The organism is Bradyrhizobium sp. 153 (genome assembly GCF_023073835.1).
In the GTDB taxonomy this organism is placed as follows: domain Bacteria; phylum Pseudomonadota; class Alphaproteobacteria; order Rhizobiales; family Xanthobacteraceae; genus Bradyrhizobium.
Genome location: NZ_JADPKH010000146.1, coordinates 1 through 17,701, shown reverse-complemented (window position 1 = coordinate 17,701; position 17,701 = coordinate 1). Strand labels below are relative to the sequence as shown.

Below are 17,701 nucleotides of genomic sequence, written 5' to 3'. Positions count from 1 at the left end.
ACCCGAGTTCTCACCGTCATTCCGCGCGAGGCGGGCATCTAGAAGAGTCACCCCTCAAACGCGTCGATCGACGCCTTGCTACCACGTGACACCAGCGCCTCATCCGCCGCCGGCAAGGGCTCGCCCTTGTCACGAAAACGGTTGGTGATGGGATAGCGGCGGTCGCGACCGAAGTTCTTAGGTGTCACTTTCACGCCGGGTGCGGCCTGGCGGCGCTTGTATTCGGCGACGTTGAGGAGATGGTCGATGCGGGTGACCGTCTCGCGGTCAAAGCCGGCTGCGATGATGTGATCAAGTGGCTCCTCGCGTTCGACCAGACGCTCCAGGACGGCATCGAGCACATCGTAGGGCGGCAGAGAATCCTCATCACGCTGGTTCTCGCGCAATTCCGCGGTCGGCGGCCGCGTGATGATATCCGGCGGAATGACCTCCCCGGCCGGTCCGAGCGCGCCTTCCGGCTTCCAGGAATTGCGCAGTGTCGCCAGCCGAAACACCTGCGTCTTATAAATGTCCTTGATCGGATTGAAGCCGCCGTTCATGTCGCCATAGAGCGTGGCGTAGCCGACCGACATTTCCGACTTGTTGCCTGTCGTCACCACCATCAAGCCGGTTTTGTTGGAGATCGCCATCAAGAGCGTGCCGCGGGTGCGGGCCTGGAGATTTTCCTCGGTGATATCTGGCGGCAGATTCTTGAAGATGCCGGACAGGATCGTCTCGAACCCGTTCACCGCTTCGGCGATCGGCAAAACCTCGTAGCGGATGCCGAGATGGCCCGCGAGCTCGCCGGCATCCGCAATCGCGTGTGGTGCCGTGTAGCGATAAGGCAGCATTACGCCATGCACCTGATCGGCGCCGAGCGCATCGACCGCGATCGCCGCACACAGCGCGGAATCGATGCCGCCGGAAATGCCCAGCAGCACGCCTGGAAAGCCGTTCTTGGCGACGTAATCGCGGAGGCCCAGCACGCAGGCGGCATAATCGGCCTTGTCGCCCTCGGGCTGCTGGGCGACCGGCCCGGTGCAGCGCCAGTCGTCACCATTCCTGGTGAAGCGCAGCGTGACCACGCTCTCCTCGAACGCCGGTAATTGCGCCGCAAGCGAGAGGTCGCCATTGAGCACGAAGGACGCTCCGTCGAACACGAGCTCGTCCTGGCCACAGACCTGATTGAGATAGACCAGCGGCAGGCCGCTTTCGGTGACGCGCGCCACGGCGACCGACAGACGAACGTCGTTCTTGTCGCGGGCGTAAGGCGAGCCGTTCGGCACCAGGATGATCTCGGCGCCAGTCTCCGCCAGCGTCTCGATCACGTTTTCGTAGTCCTCGGACTCTTCCAGCCAGATGTCCTCGCAGATCGGCACCCCGATGCGCACGCCACGCACGGTCACGGGTCCTGCTGCGGGTCCGCGCGCAAACAGTCGCCTCTCGTCGAACACGCCGTAGTTCGGCAGATTGCATTTGAAGCGTAAGCCGGAGACACGGCCGCCATCGAGCAGCGCACAGGCATTGTAAAGCCTGCCCTCCTCGACCCAGGGCGTGCCGACCAGCATCGCCGGACCACCGTCCGCGGTCTCGCGCGCGAGGCCTTCGATCGCGGCGCGGCAGGCAGCCTGGAACGCCGGCTTCTGCACCAGGTCCTCCGGAGGATAGCCGGCGATGAACAATTCCGGAAACAGCACGAGATCGGCACCGTCGGCGGCGGCTCGCGCGCGCGCCGAGCGTGCCTTCGCAGCATTGCCCTCGATGTCGCCCACGGTCGGATTGAGCTGGGCGAGCGTGACCGCGAATGCGTTGAGACGTTCGGTCATGGACCGCCCTTGTTCGATCCTCGCTAGACGAAACCCAATCGCTCGATGAGCGCAAAGATCCAGAACGCGCCAGCCATCAGCAGCGCAACGCCGACCGCGGCCGAGCCCATGTCCTTGACCCGGCCGATCTGCTTGTCGTGGTCCATGGTCAGGCGGTCGGCGAGTTTTTCGATCGCGGTGTTGAGCAGCTCGACCACCAGCACGAAGGCGACTGCACAGACCAGCTCGACCGCGCGCATCGCGGTCGCGCCGATGAACCAGGCCAGCGGCAGCGACAGGAGGAGCACAAAGATCTCCTCGCGGACGGCCTGCTCCGAGCGGAACGCAAAGGCCAGACCGTTCCGGGAATTGATCGTGGCCTTCCAAATTCGCAGCAAGGTTCTAGAGCCCCGCTGCGGCCGGCATCGGCCTGGCTTTGCCGGCGCGTTCCTGCTTCAGCAGCTCGGCAATCAGGAAAGCCATGTCGATGGATTGCTCAGCATTGAGACGGGGATCGCAGACCGTGTGGTAGCGGTCGTTGAGATCCTCGTCGGTGATGGCGCGGGCGCCGCCGAGGCATTCGGTGACGTCCTGGCCCGTCATCTCCAGGTGCACGCCGCCGGCATGGGTGCCTTCCGCGGCGTGGACCGCGAAGAACGACTTCACCTCGGACAGGATGCGGTCGAAGGGGCGGGTCTTGTAGCCCGAAGTCGAGGTGATGGTGTTGCCGTGCATGGGATCACAGGACCAGACCACCACCCGGCCCTCGCGCTGCACGGCGCGGATCATGTTGGGCAGATGCTCACCGATCTTGTCGGAGCCGAAGCGGCCGATCAGCGTCAGCCGGCCCGGCTCGTTGTCGGGGTTGAGCACGTCGATCAGCTTCAGCAGTTCGTCGGGCTTAAGTGACGGGCCGCATTTGAGCCCGATCGGGTTCTTGATGCCGCGGAAATATTCGATATGGCCATGATCGAGCTGGCGGGTGCGGTCACCGATCCAGATCATGTGGCCCGAGGTCGCGTACCAGTCGCCGGTGGTGGAATCGACGCGGGTCAGGGCCTGCTCGTAGCCGAGCAGCAGCGCCTCGTGGCTGGTGTAGAAATCCGTGGCGCGCAGCTCGGGATGACTTTCGAGATCGAGGCCGCAGGCGCGCATGAAGTTGAGCGCGTCCGAGATGCGGTCGGCCAATTCCTTGTAGCGGCGGGACTGCGGGCTATCCTTCAGGAAGCCGAGCATCCATTGATGCACGCTGCCGAGATTGGCGAAGCCGCCGGTGGCGAAGGCGCGGAGCAGGTTCAGCGTCGCGGCCGACTGGCGGTAGGCCATCAGCTGGCGCTGCGGATCCGGCACGCGCGCTTCCTTGGTGAAGGCGATGTCGTTGACGATGTCGCCGCGATAGCTCGGGAGCTCGACACCGTTCACCTTTTCGGTCGGCGACGACCGCGGCTTGGCGAACTGGCCGGCGATGCGGCCGACTTTCACCACGGGGACGGCGCCGGCGTAAGTAAGCACCACCGCCATCTGGAGCAGCACGCGGAAGAAGTCGCGGATGTTGTTGGCGCCGTGCTCGGCAAAGCTCTCAGCGCAGTCGCCGCCCTGGAGCAGGAAGGCCTCGCCGGCCGCAACCCGTGCCAACGCCTTCTTCAGATTGCGCGCTTCGCCGGCAAACACCAGCGGCGGAAAGGTCGCAAGCTGCGCCTCGACGTCGGCCAAGGCCTTGGCGTCGGGATAGTCGGGCACCTGTAGCACCGGCTTGCTGCGCCAGGACTCGGGCGTCCACCGCTCGGACATCGCAATCTCTCCGTGAAGCAAAAAGCGCAACCTGATCTGTGGGTTGCGAGGGCCGCCTTATACACAGGCTGGCCCCGTCCCGCCAGTTGTAAATCCATTCCGCATTGCAAACCCTTGCGGCCAAAGTCAAATTCGCAATTGTTGGGAAACGGTCGGCGATCAAACCGGAGGTGTTGACGGTCAAGCCATTCGACGTCGGCGCCACCGCCCCGATCACCGCGATACAAGGTGGGGCGGCGTCGCGGAATGGACCCAGACCTAGGGGGAATGACGTCAGCGAATGATCGTCGTCAGAGACGAGTAACGCCTGTTCAGCCTGGCTTCGCCCGGCGCGAATTGCGCAAATGCGTCGCTAACTCGCACCGCCGGCGGCGTATCGCTCGCAAAGCGAAATTCCTTCGGCCGCGGCGCGTAGAAACTGGTGCGGAAATAGGCCTCGTCGAAGCGTGCCTCGCCGACCCCGAACAATGCGTCGCAGAGAAACAGGAGCGCGTACACTCCTGCGACTGCGGCGACGATCTCCCTGAGAATAGACATGAGGATGCCCTGCCCTTTTGCCGGGAGGATGCACGCTGGTTCCAAAGTCGAGGTTTAAAGCCGCGCGCTTCTTGTTCGCAGGGTTTGCCGCTACTGTGCGGATTGCAGGCAATTTTATCGATCCGGAAAAGGGAGCCCGCCCGACCAAGCGACCAGGCGGGCCCAGGCTTGGCCGCTCGGGAGGTATCGGACGGCCGGATTCGTCAGCCGTGGCTTGCCTCCTTGCGATGGCCGCTCTCGCTGAGGCGATCGACCCAAGCGATGCCGATCGCCGAGATGATGAAGGTCAGGTGGATCAGCACCTGCCACATCACGCCGCTCTCGGTGAAATTGCTGCGCGTCGTGCCGAGATTGCCCGCCTCAATGAAGGTCCTGAGCAGAGAGATCGAGGAGATGCCGATGATCGCCATCGCCAGCTTGATCTTGAGCACGCTGGCATTGACGTGACTGAGCCATTCCGGCTCGTCGGGATGCCCGGTCAGGTTCAGGCGGGAGACGAAGGTCTCATAGCCGCCGACAATCACCATCACCAGCAGGTTCGAGATCATGACGACGTCGATCAGCCCGAGCACGACCAGCATGATCTGCTGCTCGCTGGCGTCGAACGAGTGCAAGACCAGGTGCCAGAGCTCTTTGAGGAACAGCAGCACATAAACGCCCTGCGCGATGATCAGGCCGACATAGAGCGGCACTTGCAGCCAGCGCGAACCAAAGATGAGCTGCGCAAACGGGCCGATCTGCGGCCCCTCCGCGGCATGCGCCGAAGGTGCTTTCGGTTCAGACGTCATTGATCACTCCGGATTGCAAATAGGAAGCGCCTCACAGACTCGCGATGACAGGCGCGAGCTCGAGCGAGCCCCGATAGATCATCTCGAAGGCGACGTAAACGATGATGGCGAGACCGACATAGGCGATCCAGCGCTGCTTCTGCAGCACGCGGCCGAGCAGGTCGGCCGCAACGCCCATCATCGCCACCGACAATAGCAGACCGAAGGCAAGGATGTAGGGATGCTCGCGCGCGGCGCCCGCAACCGCGAGCACGTTGTCGAGCGACATCGAGACGTCGGCGGCGACGATCTGCAAGGCCGCCTGACCAAAGGTCTTTCGCTGCGCCGGCGCAGCACCCGCGCCGCCGCCATACTCGAACGCGAGCTGGCGCGAATGCGCGGACTGCTCGCGCAGCTCGCGCCACATCTTCCAGCAGACCCACAGCAACAGCACGCCGCCGGCGAGCAGGAGGCCGATCACCTGCAGGAGCTGGGTCGCAACGCCGGCGAAGACGATGCGGAGCGCCGTGGCGGCGACAATGCCGACGACGATGGCGCGCCGGCGCTGCTCGGCCGGCAGTCCCGCCGCGGCAAGGCCGATGACGACGGCGTTGTCTCCGGCCAGCACGAGGTCGATCAGGATGACCTGAAACAGCGCGGTCAGAGCATCGGCGGTGATGAATTCTGTCATGATTGATCGTTTTTCGGTGCAGACGGATCGAGCCAGTGCGGTTTCTTCCGTTCAACCCAATCCAGGACCTTGGCGCGCGAGGAGCGCAGCAGCGGCACGTCTTCCGCCAGCAATGCAAGACCGAGCGGCAGCATCCAGACGCCGAGCACCGGCAGAAAGGAGAGCACGCCGCCGACGATGAGCAGCAGGCCCGAGGGAATCCTGATCCAGCGGCTGGACGGCTTGAGCAGATAGGTGACGGCGTCGCCCATGCGCGGCGGCAAGCGATGGACGAGCTTGTCGAGACGCGGGTCGCCGCCGGCCAACTGGCTGGCGGGGCCCGTGGCCCCATTCGTAGGCTCGTCCGAAGCTGCGCTCATGCTCACTCCTCTGCCGCCACGGGCTGTTGGGCGCGCGCAGCACCCGGTGCGACCTGCTTTGCACGCGGCAGGGCCAGCGTCAGCAGGCGCAACAGCTTGATCGCCTGCACCTCATGCGGATGCACGTCCTCGTCGGCAGCGGCGACGCGCTCCGACAACTCCATCAGATGCGACGACAGCGGCATGTCCGAGACCGGCCGCAGCGTATCGATCACGACGTTTGCAAAATCCGGCTCCTCGAGTCGCTCGGCGAGTGTGTCGAACATCCCAAATAGCCTTTCGTCCTCGATATGAGGCGCCAATCCGCGATCGCGAATGAAGCGGATCACCTCGTCGCGCTCGACCGGCGAAACGCGCCGGTCGGCCACGGCGACGAGCGCGCCGGCAATGACCAGCGCCGCCGCAGCCTGCTCGTTCAGGCTGGACGGATCGGCGATCTCGATCTCGATCGGATTTGAATGCTTGGCGTCAGACATCGTTGCTCCCTAAGCTTGCGAAATGGCCGCACGGAGCTGCGATGGAACGACTGGTCGGAGAGAACCGAAGAAGGCCCGACGATCGGCCGATCCATCGCATTCGCGCGGGACAGGTCATCCGACATCACGAGGTTTGCCGACATTGTCGGCGTCCTCGCCAGAGGGGCCCGGATTCTTGTTCCTCTCAGAGATAAAGACGGGGCTGTCGGAATCAAGGCGATACGGCTGCGACTAGCCGCCGCATTGGGTTCCATATGGCCATGGAAGCGGGCTGGAGTCGATCTTTCGTGGCTCGCCAAGTGACGCCATGCGCCGCGCGGTCACACACCTCAGGGCGATGGTGTCGGGTTGGCGCTCGTTGCATCGCGAGCCAGCATGAATGGATGCCCCTGGCCAAGTGCTCCTCATCCTCCCCGCTCGACGAGATGCGCACGCGAGGGCGACGGCTCGAACCTGTCACCGAAATACTGCGTTTCGTGCGCCACCAGGCCTTCGCGGAATTCCATGATACTCACGACGTAGGACGGCACCCCATCATAGCTCAGGACGAATTCGCTCACCCAGAAATCGCCTCCACCGGCAATCCGCCGGACCGTGAATCGCTTCCTGTTCGGCTGCGCGGATCGACTCTCCTGAATGTTCCTACGACCGCGGATGCGCTCGCCGGACTGCGGATAGTCGAGCACGGCATCCTCGCAGTAAATGTCATGCTCCGCCTCGAAATTGCTCGCGTCCGAAGCATCCCAATGGCGCTTGAGCGCGGCTAGCTTGGCTCGATCATTCATCTCGATCTCCATCTCGATTTTCTCGCATCCTAGCAACGAAGCCGGCCTTGGTCGCGCTCCCGGCATCACCGGGAACCATGAGGGAGTCAGAACTGTTGGTGCAGCTCAAGACACATCCCCGAGAGGATCCCTCATGTGCCGCTGGATCGCATACCGGGGCGAGACGACGTCCTTCGAGCCCTACGTCACCGAGCCCGAGCATTCGCTGGTCGCGCAGAGCATCCGCTCGCTTCAGTCGACGGCGGGTTCGAACGGTGACGGCTTTGGCCTCGGCTGGTACGGCGAGCATCCGGAGCCAGGCCTTTATCGCGAGACGCGCCCGGCCTGGTCGGACGAGAACCTGCGCTATCTCTGCCGCCATCTGCGCTCGCATTTGTTCTTCGCGCACGTGCGCGCGGCCACCGGCACGGCGGTGACACGGCAGAATTGCCATCCCTTCGCCTGCGGCCAATGGATGTTCATGCACAATGGATTCGTCGGGAGCTGGAATCGGCTGCGGCGCAGGGTCGAGGCGTTGATCCCCGATCCTTATTACCCATCGCGGCTGGGCACGACCGATTCGGAAGCCGTATTCCTCGCCATGATGGGCGCGGGTCTGGATAGCGATCCGCTCGGCGCAACGCACCGCGTGCTGCAAGCCCTCGTCAGTCTCGTCAACGAAGGCCAGCTACGCGAACGGCTGCGCTTCACGAGCGCGATCGCCAACGGCCACGATCTCTACGCGTTCCGCGTTGCGGTCAACGATGCCGCGAACACGCTGTATTTCCGCGAGGCCGGCGGCCAGGTCGTCGTCGTGTCCGAGCCGTTCGACAAGGACGAGGATTGGGCCGAAGTGCCGCCGAATCACACGCTGATCGCGCGCGCGTCCGAAAGCGTGAAGATTGTTCCGTTCACTCTTGCAATTACGGGTGAGTGCGACGCGGAACCCGTTCCATCCAGAAGAATTGTTGCCGGCAGGTAAATACCTCGGCCGGGTGGGACAATGACATTTGCTTCAGACGTTTTGAAACTGCTGCGGCTTGATCCGTCCGACGACAGGCAGCACTTCGTCATTCGCTCCGCCGGCAGAGGCGGCAAGGCGGCGGAATATTCGTTCGGCATCGAGGAGGAATATTTCCTCGCCGATCGTCGCAGCCTGGAAGTCGCGATCGAGACTCCCAACGAGCTGTTCGAATCGGCGAATTGGTCGACCGGCGGCCAGGCGATGCGGGAAATGCTGCAATCCCAACTCGAGGTCGCGACCAACATTCACGTCGAGGTCAATGACGCGCGCGAAGAGCTCCGCTTCCTGCGCCGCGAGGTCGCAAACGTCGCCGCGCAATACGGCTTCGTGATCATGGCCTGCGGCACGCATCCGACCGCGGTCTGGCGCATGTCGCAGCCCAGCCCGAAACCGCGCTACGAGGAGATGATCGAGGATTTGCGCAGCATCGGCCACCGCAACATGATGTGCGGCATGCATGTGCACGTCCAGCTGCCAGATCCCGAGAAGCGCATGGCGGTGATGCGGGCGATGCTGCCGCATCTGCCGCTGTTCATCGCGCTCTCCGCCTCGTCCCCATTCTGGAATTCGCACAAGACCGGACTAAAGGGCTACCGGCTCGCCGCCTACTCCGAGCTGCCGCGCACCGGCCTGCCCGAACTGTTCGAAAGCAAGCAGGACTTCGACGACTATGTCGGCGCGTTGCAGCGCTCGGGCGTGATTCCCGACGAGAGCCACATCTGGTGGGCGATGCGACCTTCGATGCGACACCCGACCCTCGAGCTGCGCGCGCCCGACACCTGCACCTTCATCGACGACGCCGTCGCGATCGCCTCGCTCTATCGCTGCCTGACACGGCACCTCTACCTGCGGCCCCACCTGTCGAAGGAGGTCACCGCGGTCGAACGCGCGATTGCGGTCGAAAACAAATGGCGCGCCCAGCGCTACGGCACCGATTGCATCTTCGCCTCGAAGGACGGGCCCGTCACGATCTCGGAGCTGCTCTCCCGCGTGATCGACGACATCGCTGGGGACGCAGCGGCACTGAACTGCGCCGCCGAGGTCGAGCACTGTCGGACCATCGTTGCGCGCGGCAGCTCCGCAGAATTCCAGCTTCGCGCCTATCGCGAACATGCCGAGGACATCGGGGCAGTTTCGCGCTGGATCGCAGCCTCGACCATCTCAGGGACGAGCGCTCCGACTGGCAGCGTTCCTGCTCCGTCATAACGCCCGGGCAAGCTTCGGCAACGAAATGTCGTCTTGAATTCGGGCATCGGAGGAACGCATGAATCGCGTCACGTCTTGCCCCGGCTGCGGCCATGGACTTGTCCCGATGCTTTCGGCCAAGGGCCGCGCGGAGCTCAGCTGCCTCTGGTGCGAAGGCATCGACGTGCGAACGACGGACATGGCGAAGTGGGCGGACAGCCCGTCCGGCAAGCCTGAGCGGGCTGCCCGTCAGTCGCTCGAATGAGCGGTCGCCCCGTTCCGGTCAGATCCTCGCCGCCACGCGTTGCGGTGGAATATTGCCGGCTCCGGGAGGCGATCAGCCGATGATTTTCGCGGCTGCCGGCGTCGCCGGAGATAGAGGCAGTTGACGAGGATCGGCTCGTCATCGCCGAGCGTTGCACGCTCCTTGACGAGCAGGCTCATGACCGAACGCATCTTGAGGATTTCCTGCGCGACGAAGCTGCAGTCCTCGTCCCGATTGACCTGCTCACGCATGATGGACTCGGCCTCGAGCATGCTGACCCGGAGCGCTCGTATGGTTCTGCGGATTTCGTTGATACGGTTGTCCATGGCTGCCTCCCTGACGATCGCAGCATAAGAACAAAACATGAACATAACGTCAAGGCCTCACAGGCCGAGACCTCACAGTCGAAAGGCTACTCCGCCGCCTGGCGCACGTGGCGTGCGCTCGGCGTGCGCATGGTAACGAGCTCTTCGGCCGCGGTCGGGTGCAGCGCGATCGTCGCATCGAAATCGGCCTTGGTCGCCTTCATCTTCACAGCGATCGCGACCGCCTGGATAATCTCGGCGGCGGCATCGCCGACGATGTGGCAGCCCAGCACGCGCTCGGTCGCCCCGTCGACGACGAGCTTCATCAGCATGCGGGTGTCGCGGCCCGACATCGTCGCCTTGATGGGGCGGAACGTCGTCTTGTAGATATCGACGTGGCTGTACTGCGCCCGTGCCTCCGTCTCGGTGAGGCCGACGGTGCCGACCTCCGGCTGCGAGAACACGGCGGTCGGGATGTTGGCATGATCGACCCTGACCTCGCGCTTGCCGAACACGGTGTCGGCAAAGGCGTGGCCTTCGCGGATCGCTACCGGCGTCAGGTTGAAGCGGTGGGTGACGTCGCCGATCGCATAGATGCTGTCGACCGAGCTCTTCGAGAAACCATCCACCGCTATGCCGCCATTGCTCGGATTAATGGCGACGCCGGCGTTCTCAAGGCCGAGATTGGCCACCGCAGGATGGCGGCCGATCGCGAACATGACCTGATCGGAGGCGAGGCTCGACCCGTTCGACAGATGCGTGGTGAACTCCTCGCCGTGCCGATCGACCTTGGTCACGGTGCAGCCGGTGAGGATGGTGATGCCCTGCTTCTCCATCTCGGCGCGAACGTGGGTCCGAACATCCTCGTCAAAACCGCGAAGGATGTTGTCGCCGCGATAGATCACCGTGACGTCCGAGCCGAAGCCGGCGAAGATCCCGGCGAATTCCAGCGCGATGTAGCCGCCGCCCTGAATCACGATCCGCTTCGGCAACTTTTTCAGATGGAAAGCCTCGTTGGAGGAGATCACGTGCTCGATGCCGGGAATCGCCGCGCCATGGTTTGGCGCCCCGCCGGTGGCGATCAGGATGTACTTCGCCGTGATCTTGCGGTCGTTCTCGAGCAGACGGACAGTGTGCTCATCCTCGATCACCGCCCGGCTCTTGACGATCTGCGCACCCGACTTCTCGACATTGGCCGTGTAGGCGGCCTCGAGCCGCGCAATCTCCTTGTCCTTGTTGGCGATCAGCGTCGGCCAGTCGAAGGTGGCTGGCGGGACTGTCCAGCCGAAGCCGGCGGCGTCCTCGAGCTCATGACGAAAATGCGAGCCGATCACGAACAGCTTCTTCGGCACGCAGCCGCGGATCACGCAGGTGCCGCCCATGCGGTACTCTTCCGCGATCATCACGCGGGCGCCGTAACCAGCCGCGATGCGGGCGGCCCGCACGCCGCCCGAGCCGCCACCGATGACAAAGAGGTCGACGTCGAATTCAGCCATTGTCCACTCCGACCTCTTTCAGAGCATGATCCGGGAAAGTGTGGAGCGGTTTTCCGAAAAAGATCTTGCTCAAATAACAACCCAGAGCGCGATGACGCGCTTTAGGACTCCTATCAGATAGGTGCGCTCAGATCTCCTTGCCACGCTTGCGCATCTCGGCGCGGAAGGCTCCCATCACGGTCTCGGAGAAGTTCTGGGCCCAGGAGTTCATGAAGGCCATGCTGAGGCCGATGGCGCGCGGCTCGGCCTCGATCAGCTTCTTGCCGAGCGGCGACCTGTAGAAGGTGACGAGGTCCTTGAGCTCCTGCTCGGTAAATTCGCTGGCATAGATCTGCGCCATGCCTTCGCCGATTTCGTTCTGGCGGCCGTTGAGCTGCTGGGCGACGATCGGCGCGACCTCGTTGAGGTCCTTCTGGTAGTTGAGATTCTGCTGGATCAGCGCGATCTTGGTCTTCTCGACGAGGCCGGGCACGGCGCCGCTGTACATCGCAGTCGCGTTCTTGATCTGCAAAATCTCCTTGGCCGCCGCAATCGCCGCAGGTGAGGCTTTCGGCTGGGCCGGCGCGGCGGCCTTGGGCGCGGCCTGCTGGGCCATTGCCGGGGCGGCCGAAAGCGCCAGTCCCACAGCGAGGGTCGCAGCCGGCAAGAATTTCAACACGATCTTCATTCCAAGTCTCCTTTCGGCTTGCGCCGTTCAATCACGCGGATTCCCTCGCCGCCCGCCAAAACGGCCGAGCCGGCCAAGCCGATGAACAACCCATGCTCGACCACGCCCGGAATCGCGCTCAACGCGTTGGCGAGGCCGGATGGATCCACAATACGTCCGAGCTGGGCATCGACGATCCAGTGGCCGCCATCGGTGACGAAAACGTGGCCGTCTTTGGCCTTGCGGACCGCCATCTGCCCGGAAACGCCGCATTCGGCAAATGCAATCTCGATCGCGCGACGCGTTGCCCCAAGCCCGAACGGGATGACCTCGACCGGCAGCGGAAAGCGTCCGAGCGTCGGCACCCATTTGCTCTCGTCGGCAATCACGATCATGCGATCCGACGCAGCCGCCACGATCTTCTCGCGCAGCAGCGCCCCGCCGCCGCCCTTGATGAGGTTGAGCTCGGGATCGATCTCGTCGGCGCCGTCGACGGTGATGTCGAGATGGTCGATCTCGTCCAGCGTGGTCAGTGGCACGCCGCAACGCTCGGCGTCCGAGCGGGTCGCTTCCGAGGTCGGTACGCCGATCACCTTGAGCCCGGCGGCGACGCGCTCGCCGAGCAGCTCGACGAAATGTTTTGCGGTCGAGCCGGTGCCGAGCCCGAGTTGCATGCCGTCACGCACCTCCTCGAGGGCGCGCGCGGCCGCTTGCCGCTTCAACTGGTCCATGTTCACGTTTGCGCCCGCCTTGAATCGAGAATGTGCCGCCGGGTGTGGCCGGTTGCGGCGGCCTATGTAGCCTCGTTTTTTCCCGGAGAACAGGGTCTGGGATCAGGTCTATAAGCGGATCTTATGGTCCCGCCCCTTGCTTCGATACGACCGGGCCGGTAGCGCTTCGCCCATGACCTTCCCTCACACCATCGTCTTCGATCTCGACGGCACGCTTGTGGATACGGCGCCCGACCTGATCACCGCGCTGAATCACGTGCTCGACCGCGAAGGGCTGCCGCCGGTGCCGATGGCCTCGGCCCGGAACATGATCGGCGCCGGGGCCCGCAAACTGATCGAGCGGGGCCTGGAGGCCGAGGGGCGCACCGTCACCACTGCCGACATGGACCGGATGACGGCGGATTTCATCGCCTATTACGCCGATCATATCGCGGTGGAATCCCGCCCCTTCGAGGGGCTCGAGGCCGCGCTCGACCATTTTGCCGCCCAAGGCCACCGCCTCGCGGTCTGCACCAACAAGCTGGAATGGCTGTCGAAGCGGCTTTTGGACCAGCTCGACCTCAGCCGCCGCTTCGCGGCGATCTGCGGCGCGGACACGTTCGGCGTCCAGAAGCCGGACCCGACCATTTTCCGCGAGACCGTGGCGCGCGCCGGCGGGGAGGTCAAAGCCTCCATCATGGTCGGTGATGCCGGAACCGACGTTGGCGTGGCCCGCCGGGCCGGGGTGCCCGTGATCGGGGTCAGCTTCGGCTATACGGACGTGCCGATCGCCGAACTGAAGCCGGACCGGCTGATCCATCACATGCGTGACCTGCCCGCCGCAGCGCGCAGCCTGATGACCGCCCAGGCTCCAGCAAACCCCTGATAAATCTGAGTTATTCCTTGCAATTCTGCGTGATCGATGCGCAGCCGTGGTTGCCTGCCCAAGCGGCACGCCTTAGGTCCGGCTGGGCGATGTAGCGGTTGGTCGCAGAAGGTGGCCTCCATCACCGCGCCAAATCCGGGATTTGCAGAGCTTCAATCGGCCACTCCGCCCAAACCGGTCCGTAAGCCGCAGCGGCCCAAGAAGCCGAAACCTGCGGCAGCCGCAGCCCGGCGGACGCCGCGCGGGCCGCGTCCCCCGAGCCAAGCGCGGGAGGCGCTGACCTATCGACCCGATTGTCCTTTGCCTCTCCGATGCTTAGATTGCTTCCAGAGCACCGCTGAAGCGTCGGTGCGCAAGCTGCCCGAAGTACAAGGCTTCCCGTATGAACGGATCTTCCGCGAGCCCCCTCGCTACAGCGAGTCCCCTCGCCGCGCTGTCGAGCCCCATGACCGATCCGTTCGGGCGGACCATCAGCTATTTGCGCGTGTCCGTGACCGACCGTTGCGATTTGCGCTGCTTCTATTGCATGTCAGAGGACATGACGTTCCTGCCCAAGGCTGACCTGCTGACGCTGGAGGAACTCGACCGGCTCTGCTCGGCCTTCATCGCCAAGGGCGTGAAGAAGCTGCGGCTCACCGGGGGCGAGCCCTTGGTCCGCCGCAACGTGATGATGCTGGTGCGCTCGTTGTCGCGGCATCTTTCCAGCGGCGCCTTGAATGAGCTGACGCTGACCACCAACGGCACCCAGCTTGCGAAGCATGCGCGGGAGCTCGCCGATTGCGGCGTCCGCCGCATCAACGTCTCGCTCGACACGCTCGATCCCCGGAAGTTTCGCGAGATCACCCGTTGGGGCGAGATCGACAAGGTTCTGGAAGGCATCGAAGCCGCCCGCGCCGCAGGGCTCAGCGTGAAGATCAACGCGGTGGCCCTGAAGAACCTCAACGAGGACGAGCTCCCCGAGCTGATGCGCTGGGCCCATGGCAAGGGCATGGGCCTGACGCTGATCGAGGTCATGCCGATGGGCGAGATCGGCTCGGGCCGGATCGACCAATATCTGCCGCTGTCCCTGGTGCGCGCGCGTCTCGCCCAGCAATTCACGCTGACAGACCTAGCCGAGAGCACGGGCGGACCCGCGCGCTATGTCAACGTCGCCGAGACCGGCGGCAAGCTCGGCTTCATCACACCAATGACCCATAATTTCTGCGAATCCTGCAACCGGGTGCGCATCACCTGCACCGGAACGCTGCACACCTGCCTTGGCCACGAGGATGCTTCCGATTTGCGTAAACCTCTGCGTGCATCGAACGAGGATGTGCTGCTTGCGGATGCGATCGATCGTGCCATTGGGCTCAAGCCCAAGGGCCACGATTTCATTATCGACCGCCGCCACAACCGTCCCAGCGTCTCCAGGCATATGAGCGTCACCGGCGGGTAGCCCTTAACCTGCTCGCGGGTATTATTTCCCCTTAACTATCAACAAACTTCCAATTGACTGGCGGCACGCCCGCTGGTTTGGTGCGGCTGCCTCATGCCTGCGCGGCGAGACAAGCCACGCGCCAACTCGGCGCAGTCAAGACGGCCGGGGGCACAATCGGGGGAGGACCTATCGTTGCAAGCGCTCCTAAAGTTGAGCAGCAGGATTGACGCGTTCACGCGCTGGACGGGCAAACGCCTGGCATGGCTGATCGTGCTCGCAGTCATCATCTCGGCGGTCAACGCCGTCATCCGCAAGACCTTCGATACGTCCTCCAATTCGTGGCTCGAGCTGCAATGGGTGCTGTTCAGCATCGTCTTCCTGCTCTGCTCGTCATGGACGCTGCTCGACAACGAGCACATCCGCATCGATATCGTGAACAACGCACTGCCGAAGACGGCCCGCAACGTGATCGACGTGATCGGTCACTTGTTCTTCCTCATTCCGCTGTGCGTCGTGATGATCATCACCGGCGTGCCGTTCTTCCAGCGCTCCTTCCACATCAACGAGCAATCCGGCAATGCCGGCGGCCTGCCGCAATGGCCTGCCAAAGCCCTGATCATGATCGGGTTCGCTCTCCTGCTCGTGCAAGGTATCTCCGAGCTGATCAAGCGGATGGCAGTCATGCGCGGACTGATGCCCGATCCGCATGAATCCCAAGTGTCGGCGCTCGAGGCAGAAGTCGAGCATCTCGTCGAAGCGATCGAGAAGAAGTAGCCGTTGGCGACGGTTTAGGGGAAATCATGACCGCGTTTATCATCGCCAATATGGCGCCCATCATGTTCGCGTCGCTGGTTGTCGTGCTGCTGCTCGGCTATCCCGCGGCATTCTCGCTCGGCGCCGTCGGCCTGTTCTACGCCATCATCGGCGTCCAGCTCGGCCAATTCCACCCCGACTTCCTCCAGGCCCTTCCGGAGCGGGTCTACGGCGTGATGAACAACGACACGCTGCTCGCCATTCCCTTCTTCACCTTCATGGGGCTGGTGCTGGAGCGATCGGGCATGGCCGAGGACCTGCTCGACACCATCGGCCAATTGTTCGGCACCATCCGCGGCGGACTTGCTTACGCGGTGGTGTTCGTCGGTGCGCTCTTGGCCGCGACGACGGGCGTGGTTGCCGCCTCGGTGATTTCGATGGGGCTGATTTCGCTGCCGATCATGCTGCGCTACGGCTATGACCGCCGGGTAGCGACCGGCGTCATCGCCGCGTCCGGCACGCTCGCGCAGATCATTCCGCCCTCGCTCGTCCTGATCGTGATGGCCGACCAGCTCGGCAAGTCCGTCGGCGACATGTACGAAGGCGCCTTCATCCCGGGCCTCGTGCTCGCCGCCCTCTACGCCGGTTATGCCTTCCTCGTCAGCATGATCTTCCCGAAGGCCGTGCCGGGCCTGCCGAAGGAGGCCATCGGTTTCCGCGAGGAGGACGGCAGCCGCGGCCTGGTCTCGCTCGGCATGCTGTTCCTCGCGAGCTGTGTGTTCGGATGGTTCATGATGCGCAGTTCGAGCACGCATGGCGCCGACTACGTCGTGCTGAGCATGTTCTACGGTATCATCTTCGCCTTCGTCGTCGCCGTGCTGAACTGGGTTATCGACAAGCTCACCGGCTTCCGTTTCCTCTCGAAGATGGCGCAGCAGACCACCTTCGTCATGGTGCCGCCCCTGTTCCTGATCTTCCTGGTGCTGGGTACGATCTTCATCGGCATCGCGACGCCGACCGAAGGCGGCGCGATGGGTGCCGCCGGCGCCCTCATCCTCGGTGCCGCAAAGCGGCGGCTGAGCTGGGACCTGATCCGGCAGGCCACGGAATCGACCGCCAAGCTGTCGGCTTTTGTTGTGTTCATCCTGGTCGGCGCCCGCGTGTTCTCGCTCACCTTCTACGGCGTCAACGGGCATGTCTGGGTCGAGCACCTGCTCACCTCCCTGCCCGGCGGCCCGGTCGGCTTCCTGATCTTCGTCAACGCGTTCGTGTTCGTGCTGGCCTTCTTCCTCGACTTCTTCGAGCTGGCCTTCATCGTGATCCCGCTGCTCGGACCTGCCGCCGAGCATCTCGGCATCGACCTGATCTGGTTCGGCGTCATCCTCGGCGTCAACATGCAGACCTCGTTCATGCATCCGCCATTCGGCTTTGCGCTGTTCTATCTGCGATCGGTCGCCCCGAAGGATCGATATACTGATCGCGTCACCGGCAAGCGAATGGAGCCTGTCACCACGGGCCAGATCTATTGGGGGGCGGTGCCATTCGTCGTGATTCAGTTGATCATGGTAGGTCTGGTGATCGCGTTCCCCTCGATGGTGATGCACTACAAGGGCGTGCAATCGAACATCGACCCCAGCACGATCAAGATCGAAGTGCCGCAGATCGACTTGCCGCCGCTCGATCTCGGCCCGCCGCAAAAGTAGCGAAGGAGCGCGCGACTGCCCCTCCTACCCTCCCCCTGAGGGTCAGGGCTATCGCATGTGGCCGAGGAGCTCAAAAAGAAAGGCATCGTTCCACCCGGCGCGCTTGAGCTTGAGGCGCAAGGAGATGGTGGTGTCAGGGTGA

At 63.7% G+C, this 17,701-nt stretch carries 20 protein-coding genes; 7 read left to right on the top strand and 13 right to left on the bottom strand.

The annotated features are described in order from the left end of the window. Window positions 1–47: 47 nt before the first annotated feature. The 9 genes from IVA91_RS32425 to IVA91_RS32385 form a co-directional block, all read right to left on the bottom strand. A complete protein-coding gene (locus tag IVA91_RS32425; RefSeq protein WP_247276808.1) occupies window positions 48–1,805 on the bottom strand; it encodes an NAD+ synthase in 1,758 nt (585 codons plus the stop codon). Window positions 1,806–1,828: 23 nt separating this feature from the next. Beyond that, window positions 1,829–2,182: a diacylglycerol kinase gene (locus IVA91_RS32420; protein WP_247276807.1), complete on the bottom strand. Its 354-nt coding sequence runs from the start codon at window positions 2,180–2,182 to the stop codon at window positions 1,829–1,831. A gap of 4 nt (window positions 2,183–2,186) precedes the next feature. Continuing rightward, window positions 2,187–3,575 carry a 3-deoxy-7-phosphoheptulonate synthase class II gene (locus IVA91_RS32415; RefSeq protein WP_247276806.1) on the bottom strand — a complete coding sequence of 463 codons (1,389 nt, stop codon included), beginning with the start codon at window positions 3,573–3,575 and terminating at the stop codon, window positions 2,187–2,189. Between the two features lie 273 nt (window positions 3,576–3,848). Continuing rightward, on the bottom strand, window positions 3,849–4,112 hold the full coding sequence (locus tag IVA91_RS32410; protein ID WP_247276805.1) for a hypothetical protein: 264 nt from the start codon (window positions 4,110–4,112) through the stop codon (window positions 3,849–3,851). 203 nt (window positions 4,113–4,315) lie between these two features. Next, window positions 4,316–4,900, bottom strand: a complete 585-nt coding sequence (locus IVA91_RS32405) for a TIGR00645 family protein (RefSeq protein WP_247276804.1) — start codon at window positions 4,898–4,900, stop codon at window positions 4,316–4,318. 31 nt (window positions 4,901–4,931) lie between these two features. Next, on the bottom strand, window positions 4,932–5,570 hold the full coding sequence (locus tag IVA91_RS32400) for a TerC family protein (protein WP_247276803.1): 639 nt from the start codon (window positions 5,568–5,570) through the stop codon (window positions 4,932–4,934). Continuing rightward, a complete protein-coding gene (locus IVA91_RS32395) occupies window positions 5,567–5,929 on the bottom strand; it encodes a hypothetical protein (RefSeq protein WP_247276802.1) in 363 nt (120 codons plus the stop codon). The genes IVA91_RS32400 and IVA91_RS32395 overlap by 4 nt, the downstream gene beginning before the upstream one ends. Before the next feature lie 2 nt (window positions 5,930–5,931). After that, window positions 5,932–6,405 carry a TerB family tellurite resistance protein gene (locus tag IVA91_RS32390; RefSeq protein ID WP_247276801.1) on the bottom strand — a complete coding sequence of 158 codons (474 nt, stop codon included), beginning with the start codon at window positions 6,403–6,405 and terminating at the stop codon, window positions 5,932–5,934. 404 nt (window positions 6,406–6,809) lie between these two features. After that, window positions 6,810–7,190, bottom strand: a complete 381-nt coding sequence (locus IVA91_RS32385) for a nuclear transport factor 2 family protein (protein WP_247276970.1) — start codon at window positions 7,188–7,190, stop codon at window positions 6,810–6,812. Between the two features lie 133 nt (window positions 7,191–7,323). Between IVA91_RS32385 and IVA91_RS32380 the strand changes: the two genes are divergently transcribed. Genes IVA91_RS32380 through IVA91_RS32370 form a run of 3 tightly spaced genes read left to right on the top strand, consistent with a single transcriptional unit; the run spans window position 7,324 to window position 9,643 of the window. Beyond that, window positions 7,324–8,151 carry a class II glutamine amidotransferase gene (locus tag IVA91_RS32380; protein WP_247276800.1) on the top strand — a complete coding sequence of 276 codons (828 nt, stop codon included), beginning with the start codon at window positions 7,324–7,326 and terminating at the stop codon, window positions 8,149–8,151. A 21-nt stretch (window positions 8,152–8,172) separates the two neighbouring features. Then, window positions 8,173–9,399, top strand: coding sequence for a carboxylate-amine ligase (locus IVA91_RS32375; RefSeq protein ID WP_247276799.1), 1,227 nt, complete (start codon window positions 8,173–8,175; stop codon window positions 9,397–9,399). Between the two features lie 58 nt (window positions 9,400–9,457). Beyond that, the gene (locus IVA91_RS32370) at window positions 9,458–9,643 is read left to right on the top strand and encodes a hypothetical protein (protein ID WP_247418488.1); all 186 of its coding nucleotides are present in this window, start codon (window positions 9,458–9,460) and stop codon (window positions 9,641–9,643) included. Here IVA91_RS32370 and IVA91_RS32365 read toward each other — a convergent pair. The 4 genes from IVA91_RS32365 to rpiA form a co-directional block, all read right to left on the bottom strand. Further along, entirely contained in the window at window positions 9,628–9,969 is a 342-nt protein-coding gene (locus IVA91_RS32365; RefSeq protein ID WP_247418487.1) for a hypothetical protein, read from the bottom strand. The two genes, IVA91_RS32370 and IVA91_RS32365, sit on opposite strands and share 16 nt — an antisense overlap. An 86-nt stretch (window positions 9,970–10,055) precedes the next feature. Beyond that, on the bottom strand, window positions 10,056–11,444 hold the full coding sequence (gene gor / locus IVA91_RS32360) for a glutathione-disulfide reductase (RefSeq protein ID WP_247276797.1): 1,389 nt from the start codon (window positions 11,442–11,444) through the stop codon (window positions 10,056–10,058). A gap of 127 nt (window positions 11,445–11,571) precedes the next feature. After that, entirely contained in the window at window positions 11,572–12,111 is a 540-nt protein-coding gene (locus IVA91_RS32355) for a DUF2059 domain-containing protein (protein ID WP_247276796.1), read from the bottom strand. Then, window positions 12,108–12,827: a ribose-5-phosphate isomerase RpiA gene (gene rpiA / locus IVA91_RS32350; protein WP_247276795.1), complete on the bottom strand. Its 720-nt coding sequence runs from the start codon at window positions 12,825–12,827 to the stop codon at window positions 12,108–12,110. The genes IVA91_RS32355 and rpiA overlap by 4 nt, the downstream gene beginning before the upstream one ends. A 166-nt stretch (window positions 12,828–12,993) precedes the next feature. On the opposite strand from rpiA, the gene IVA91_RS32345 reads away from it, so the two are divergent. From IVA91_RS32345 to IVA91_RS32330, 4 genes are all read left to right on the top strand, one after another. After that, complete coding sequence (locus IVA91_RS32345) at window positions 12,994–13,686, top strand: HAD-IA family hydrolase (protein WP_247276794.1); 693 nt, start codon at window positions 12,994–12,996, stop codon at window positions 13,684–13,686. A gap of 382 nt (window positions 13,687–14,068) precedes the next feature. After that, window positions 14,069–15,121, top strand: coding sequence for a GTP 3',8-cyclase MoaA (gene moaA / locus IVA91_RS32340; protein WP_247276793.1), 1,053 nt, complete (start codon window positions 14,069–14,071; stop codon window positions 15,119–15,121). A 174-nt stretch (window positions 15,122–15,295) separates the two neighbouring features. After that, the gene (locus IVA91_RS32335) at window positions 15,296–15,877 is read left to right on the top strand and encodes a TRAP transporter small permease subunit (protein WP_247276792.1); all 582 of its coding nucleotides are present in this window, start codon (window positions 15,296–15,298) and stop codon (window positions 15,875–15,877) included. A 26-nt stretch (window positions 15,878–15,903) separates the two neighbouring features. Further along, window positions 15,904–17,559: a TRAP transporter large permease subunit gene (locus tag IVA91_RS32330; RefSeq protein ID WP_247276791.1), complete on the top strand. Its 1,656-nt coding sequence runs from the start codon at window positions 15,904–15,906 to the stop codon at window positions 17,557–17,559. Window positions 17,560–17,701 lie beyond the last annotated feature (142 nt).

Bases quoted from the DNA above. Each gene is read 5' to 3' on its own strand.
- IVA91_RS32425 (WP_247276808.1), bottom strand. From the start codon at position 1,805: ATGACCGAACGTCTCAACGCATTCGCGGTCACGCTCGCCCAGCTCAAT.
- IVA91_RS32415 (WP_247276806.1), bottom strand. From the start codon at position 3,575: ATGTCCGAGCGGTGGACGCCCGAGTCCTGGCGCAGCAAGCCGGTGCTA.
- IVA91_RS32410 (WP_247276805.1), bottom strand. From the start codon at position 4,112: ATGTCTATTCTCAGGGAGATCGTCGCCGCAGTCGCAGGAGTGTACGCG.
- IVA91_RS32405 (WP_247276804.1), bottom strand. From the start codon at position 4,900: ATGACGTCTGAACCGAAAGCACCTTCGGCGCATGCCGCGGAGGGGCCG.
- IVA91_RS32400 (WP_247276803.1), bottom strand. From the start codon at position 5,570: ATGACAGAATTCATCACCGCCGATGCTCTGACCGCGCTGTTTCAGGTC.
- IVA91_RS32395 (WP_247276802.1), bottom strand. From the start codon at position 5,929: ATGAGCGCAGCTTCGGACGAGCCTACGAATGGGGCCACGGGCCCCGCC.
- IVA91_RS32390 (WP_247276801.1), bottom strand. From the start codon at position 6,405: ATGTCTGACGCCAAGCATTCAAATCCGATCGAGATCGAGATCGCCGAT.
- IVA91_RS32385 (WP_247276970.1), bottom strand. From the start codon at position 7,190: ATGAATGATCGAGCCAAGCTAGCCGCGCTCAAGCGCCATTGGGATGCT.
- IVA91_RS32380 (WP_247276800.1), top strand. From the start codon at position 7,324: ATGTGCCGCTGGATCGCATACCGGGGCGAGACGACGTCCTTCGAGCCC.
- IVA91_RS32375 (WP_247276799.1), top strand. From the start codon at position 8,173: ATGACATTTGCTTCAGACGTTTTGAAACTGCTGCGGCTTGATCCGTCC.
- IVA91_RS32370 (WP_247418488.1), top strand. From the start codon at position 9,458: ATGAATCGCGTCACGTCTTGCCCCGGCTGCGGCCATGGACTTGTCCCG.
- IVA91_RS32365 (WP_247418487.1), bottom strand. From the start codon at position 9,969: ATGGACAACCGTATCAACGAAATCCGCAGAACCATACGAGCGCTCCGG.
- gor (WP_247276797.1), bottom strand. From the start codon at position 11,444: ATGGCTGAATTCGACGTCGACCTCTTTGTCATCGGTGGCGGCTCGGGC.
- IVA91_RS32355 (WP_247276796.1), bottom strand. From the start codon at position 12,111: ATGAAGATCGTGTTGAAATTCTTGCCGGCTGCGACCCTCGCTGTGGGA.
- IVA91_RS32345 (WP_247276794.1), top strand. From the start codon at position 12,994: ATGACCTTCCCTCACACCATCGTCTTCGATCTCGACGGCACGCTTGTG.
- moaA (WP_247276793.1), top strand. From the start codon at position 14,069: ATGAACGGATCTTCCGCGAGCCCCCTCGCTACAGCGAGTCCCCTCGCC.
- IVA91_RS32330 (WP_247276791.1), top strand. From the start codon at position 15,904: ATGACCGCGTTTATCATCGCCAATATGGCGCCCATCATGTTCGCGTCG.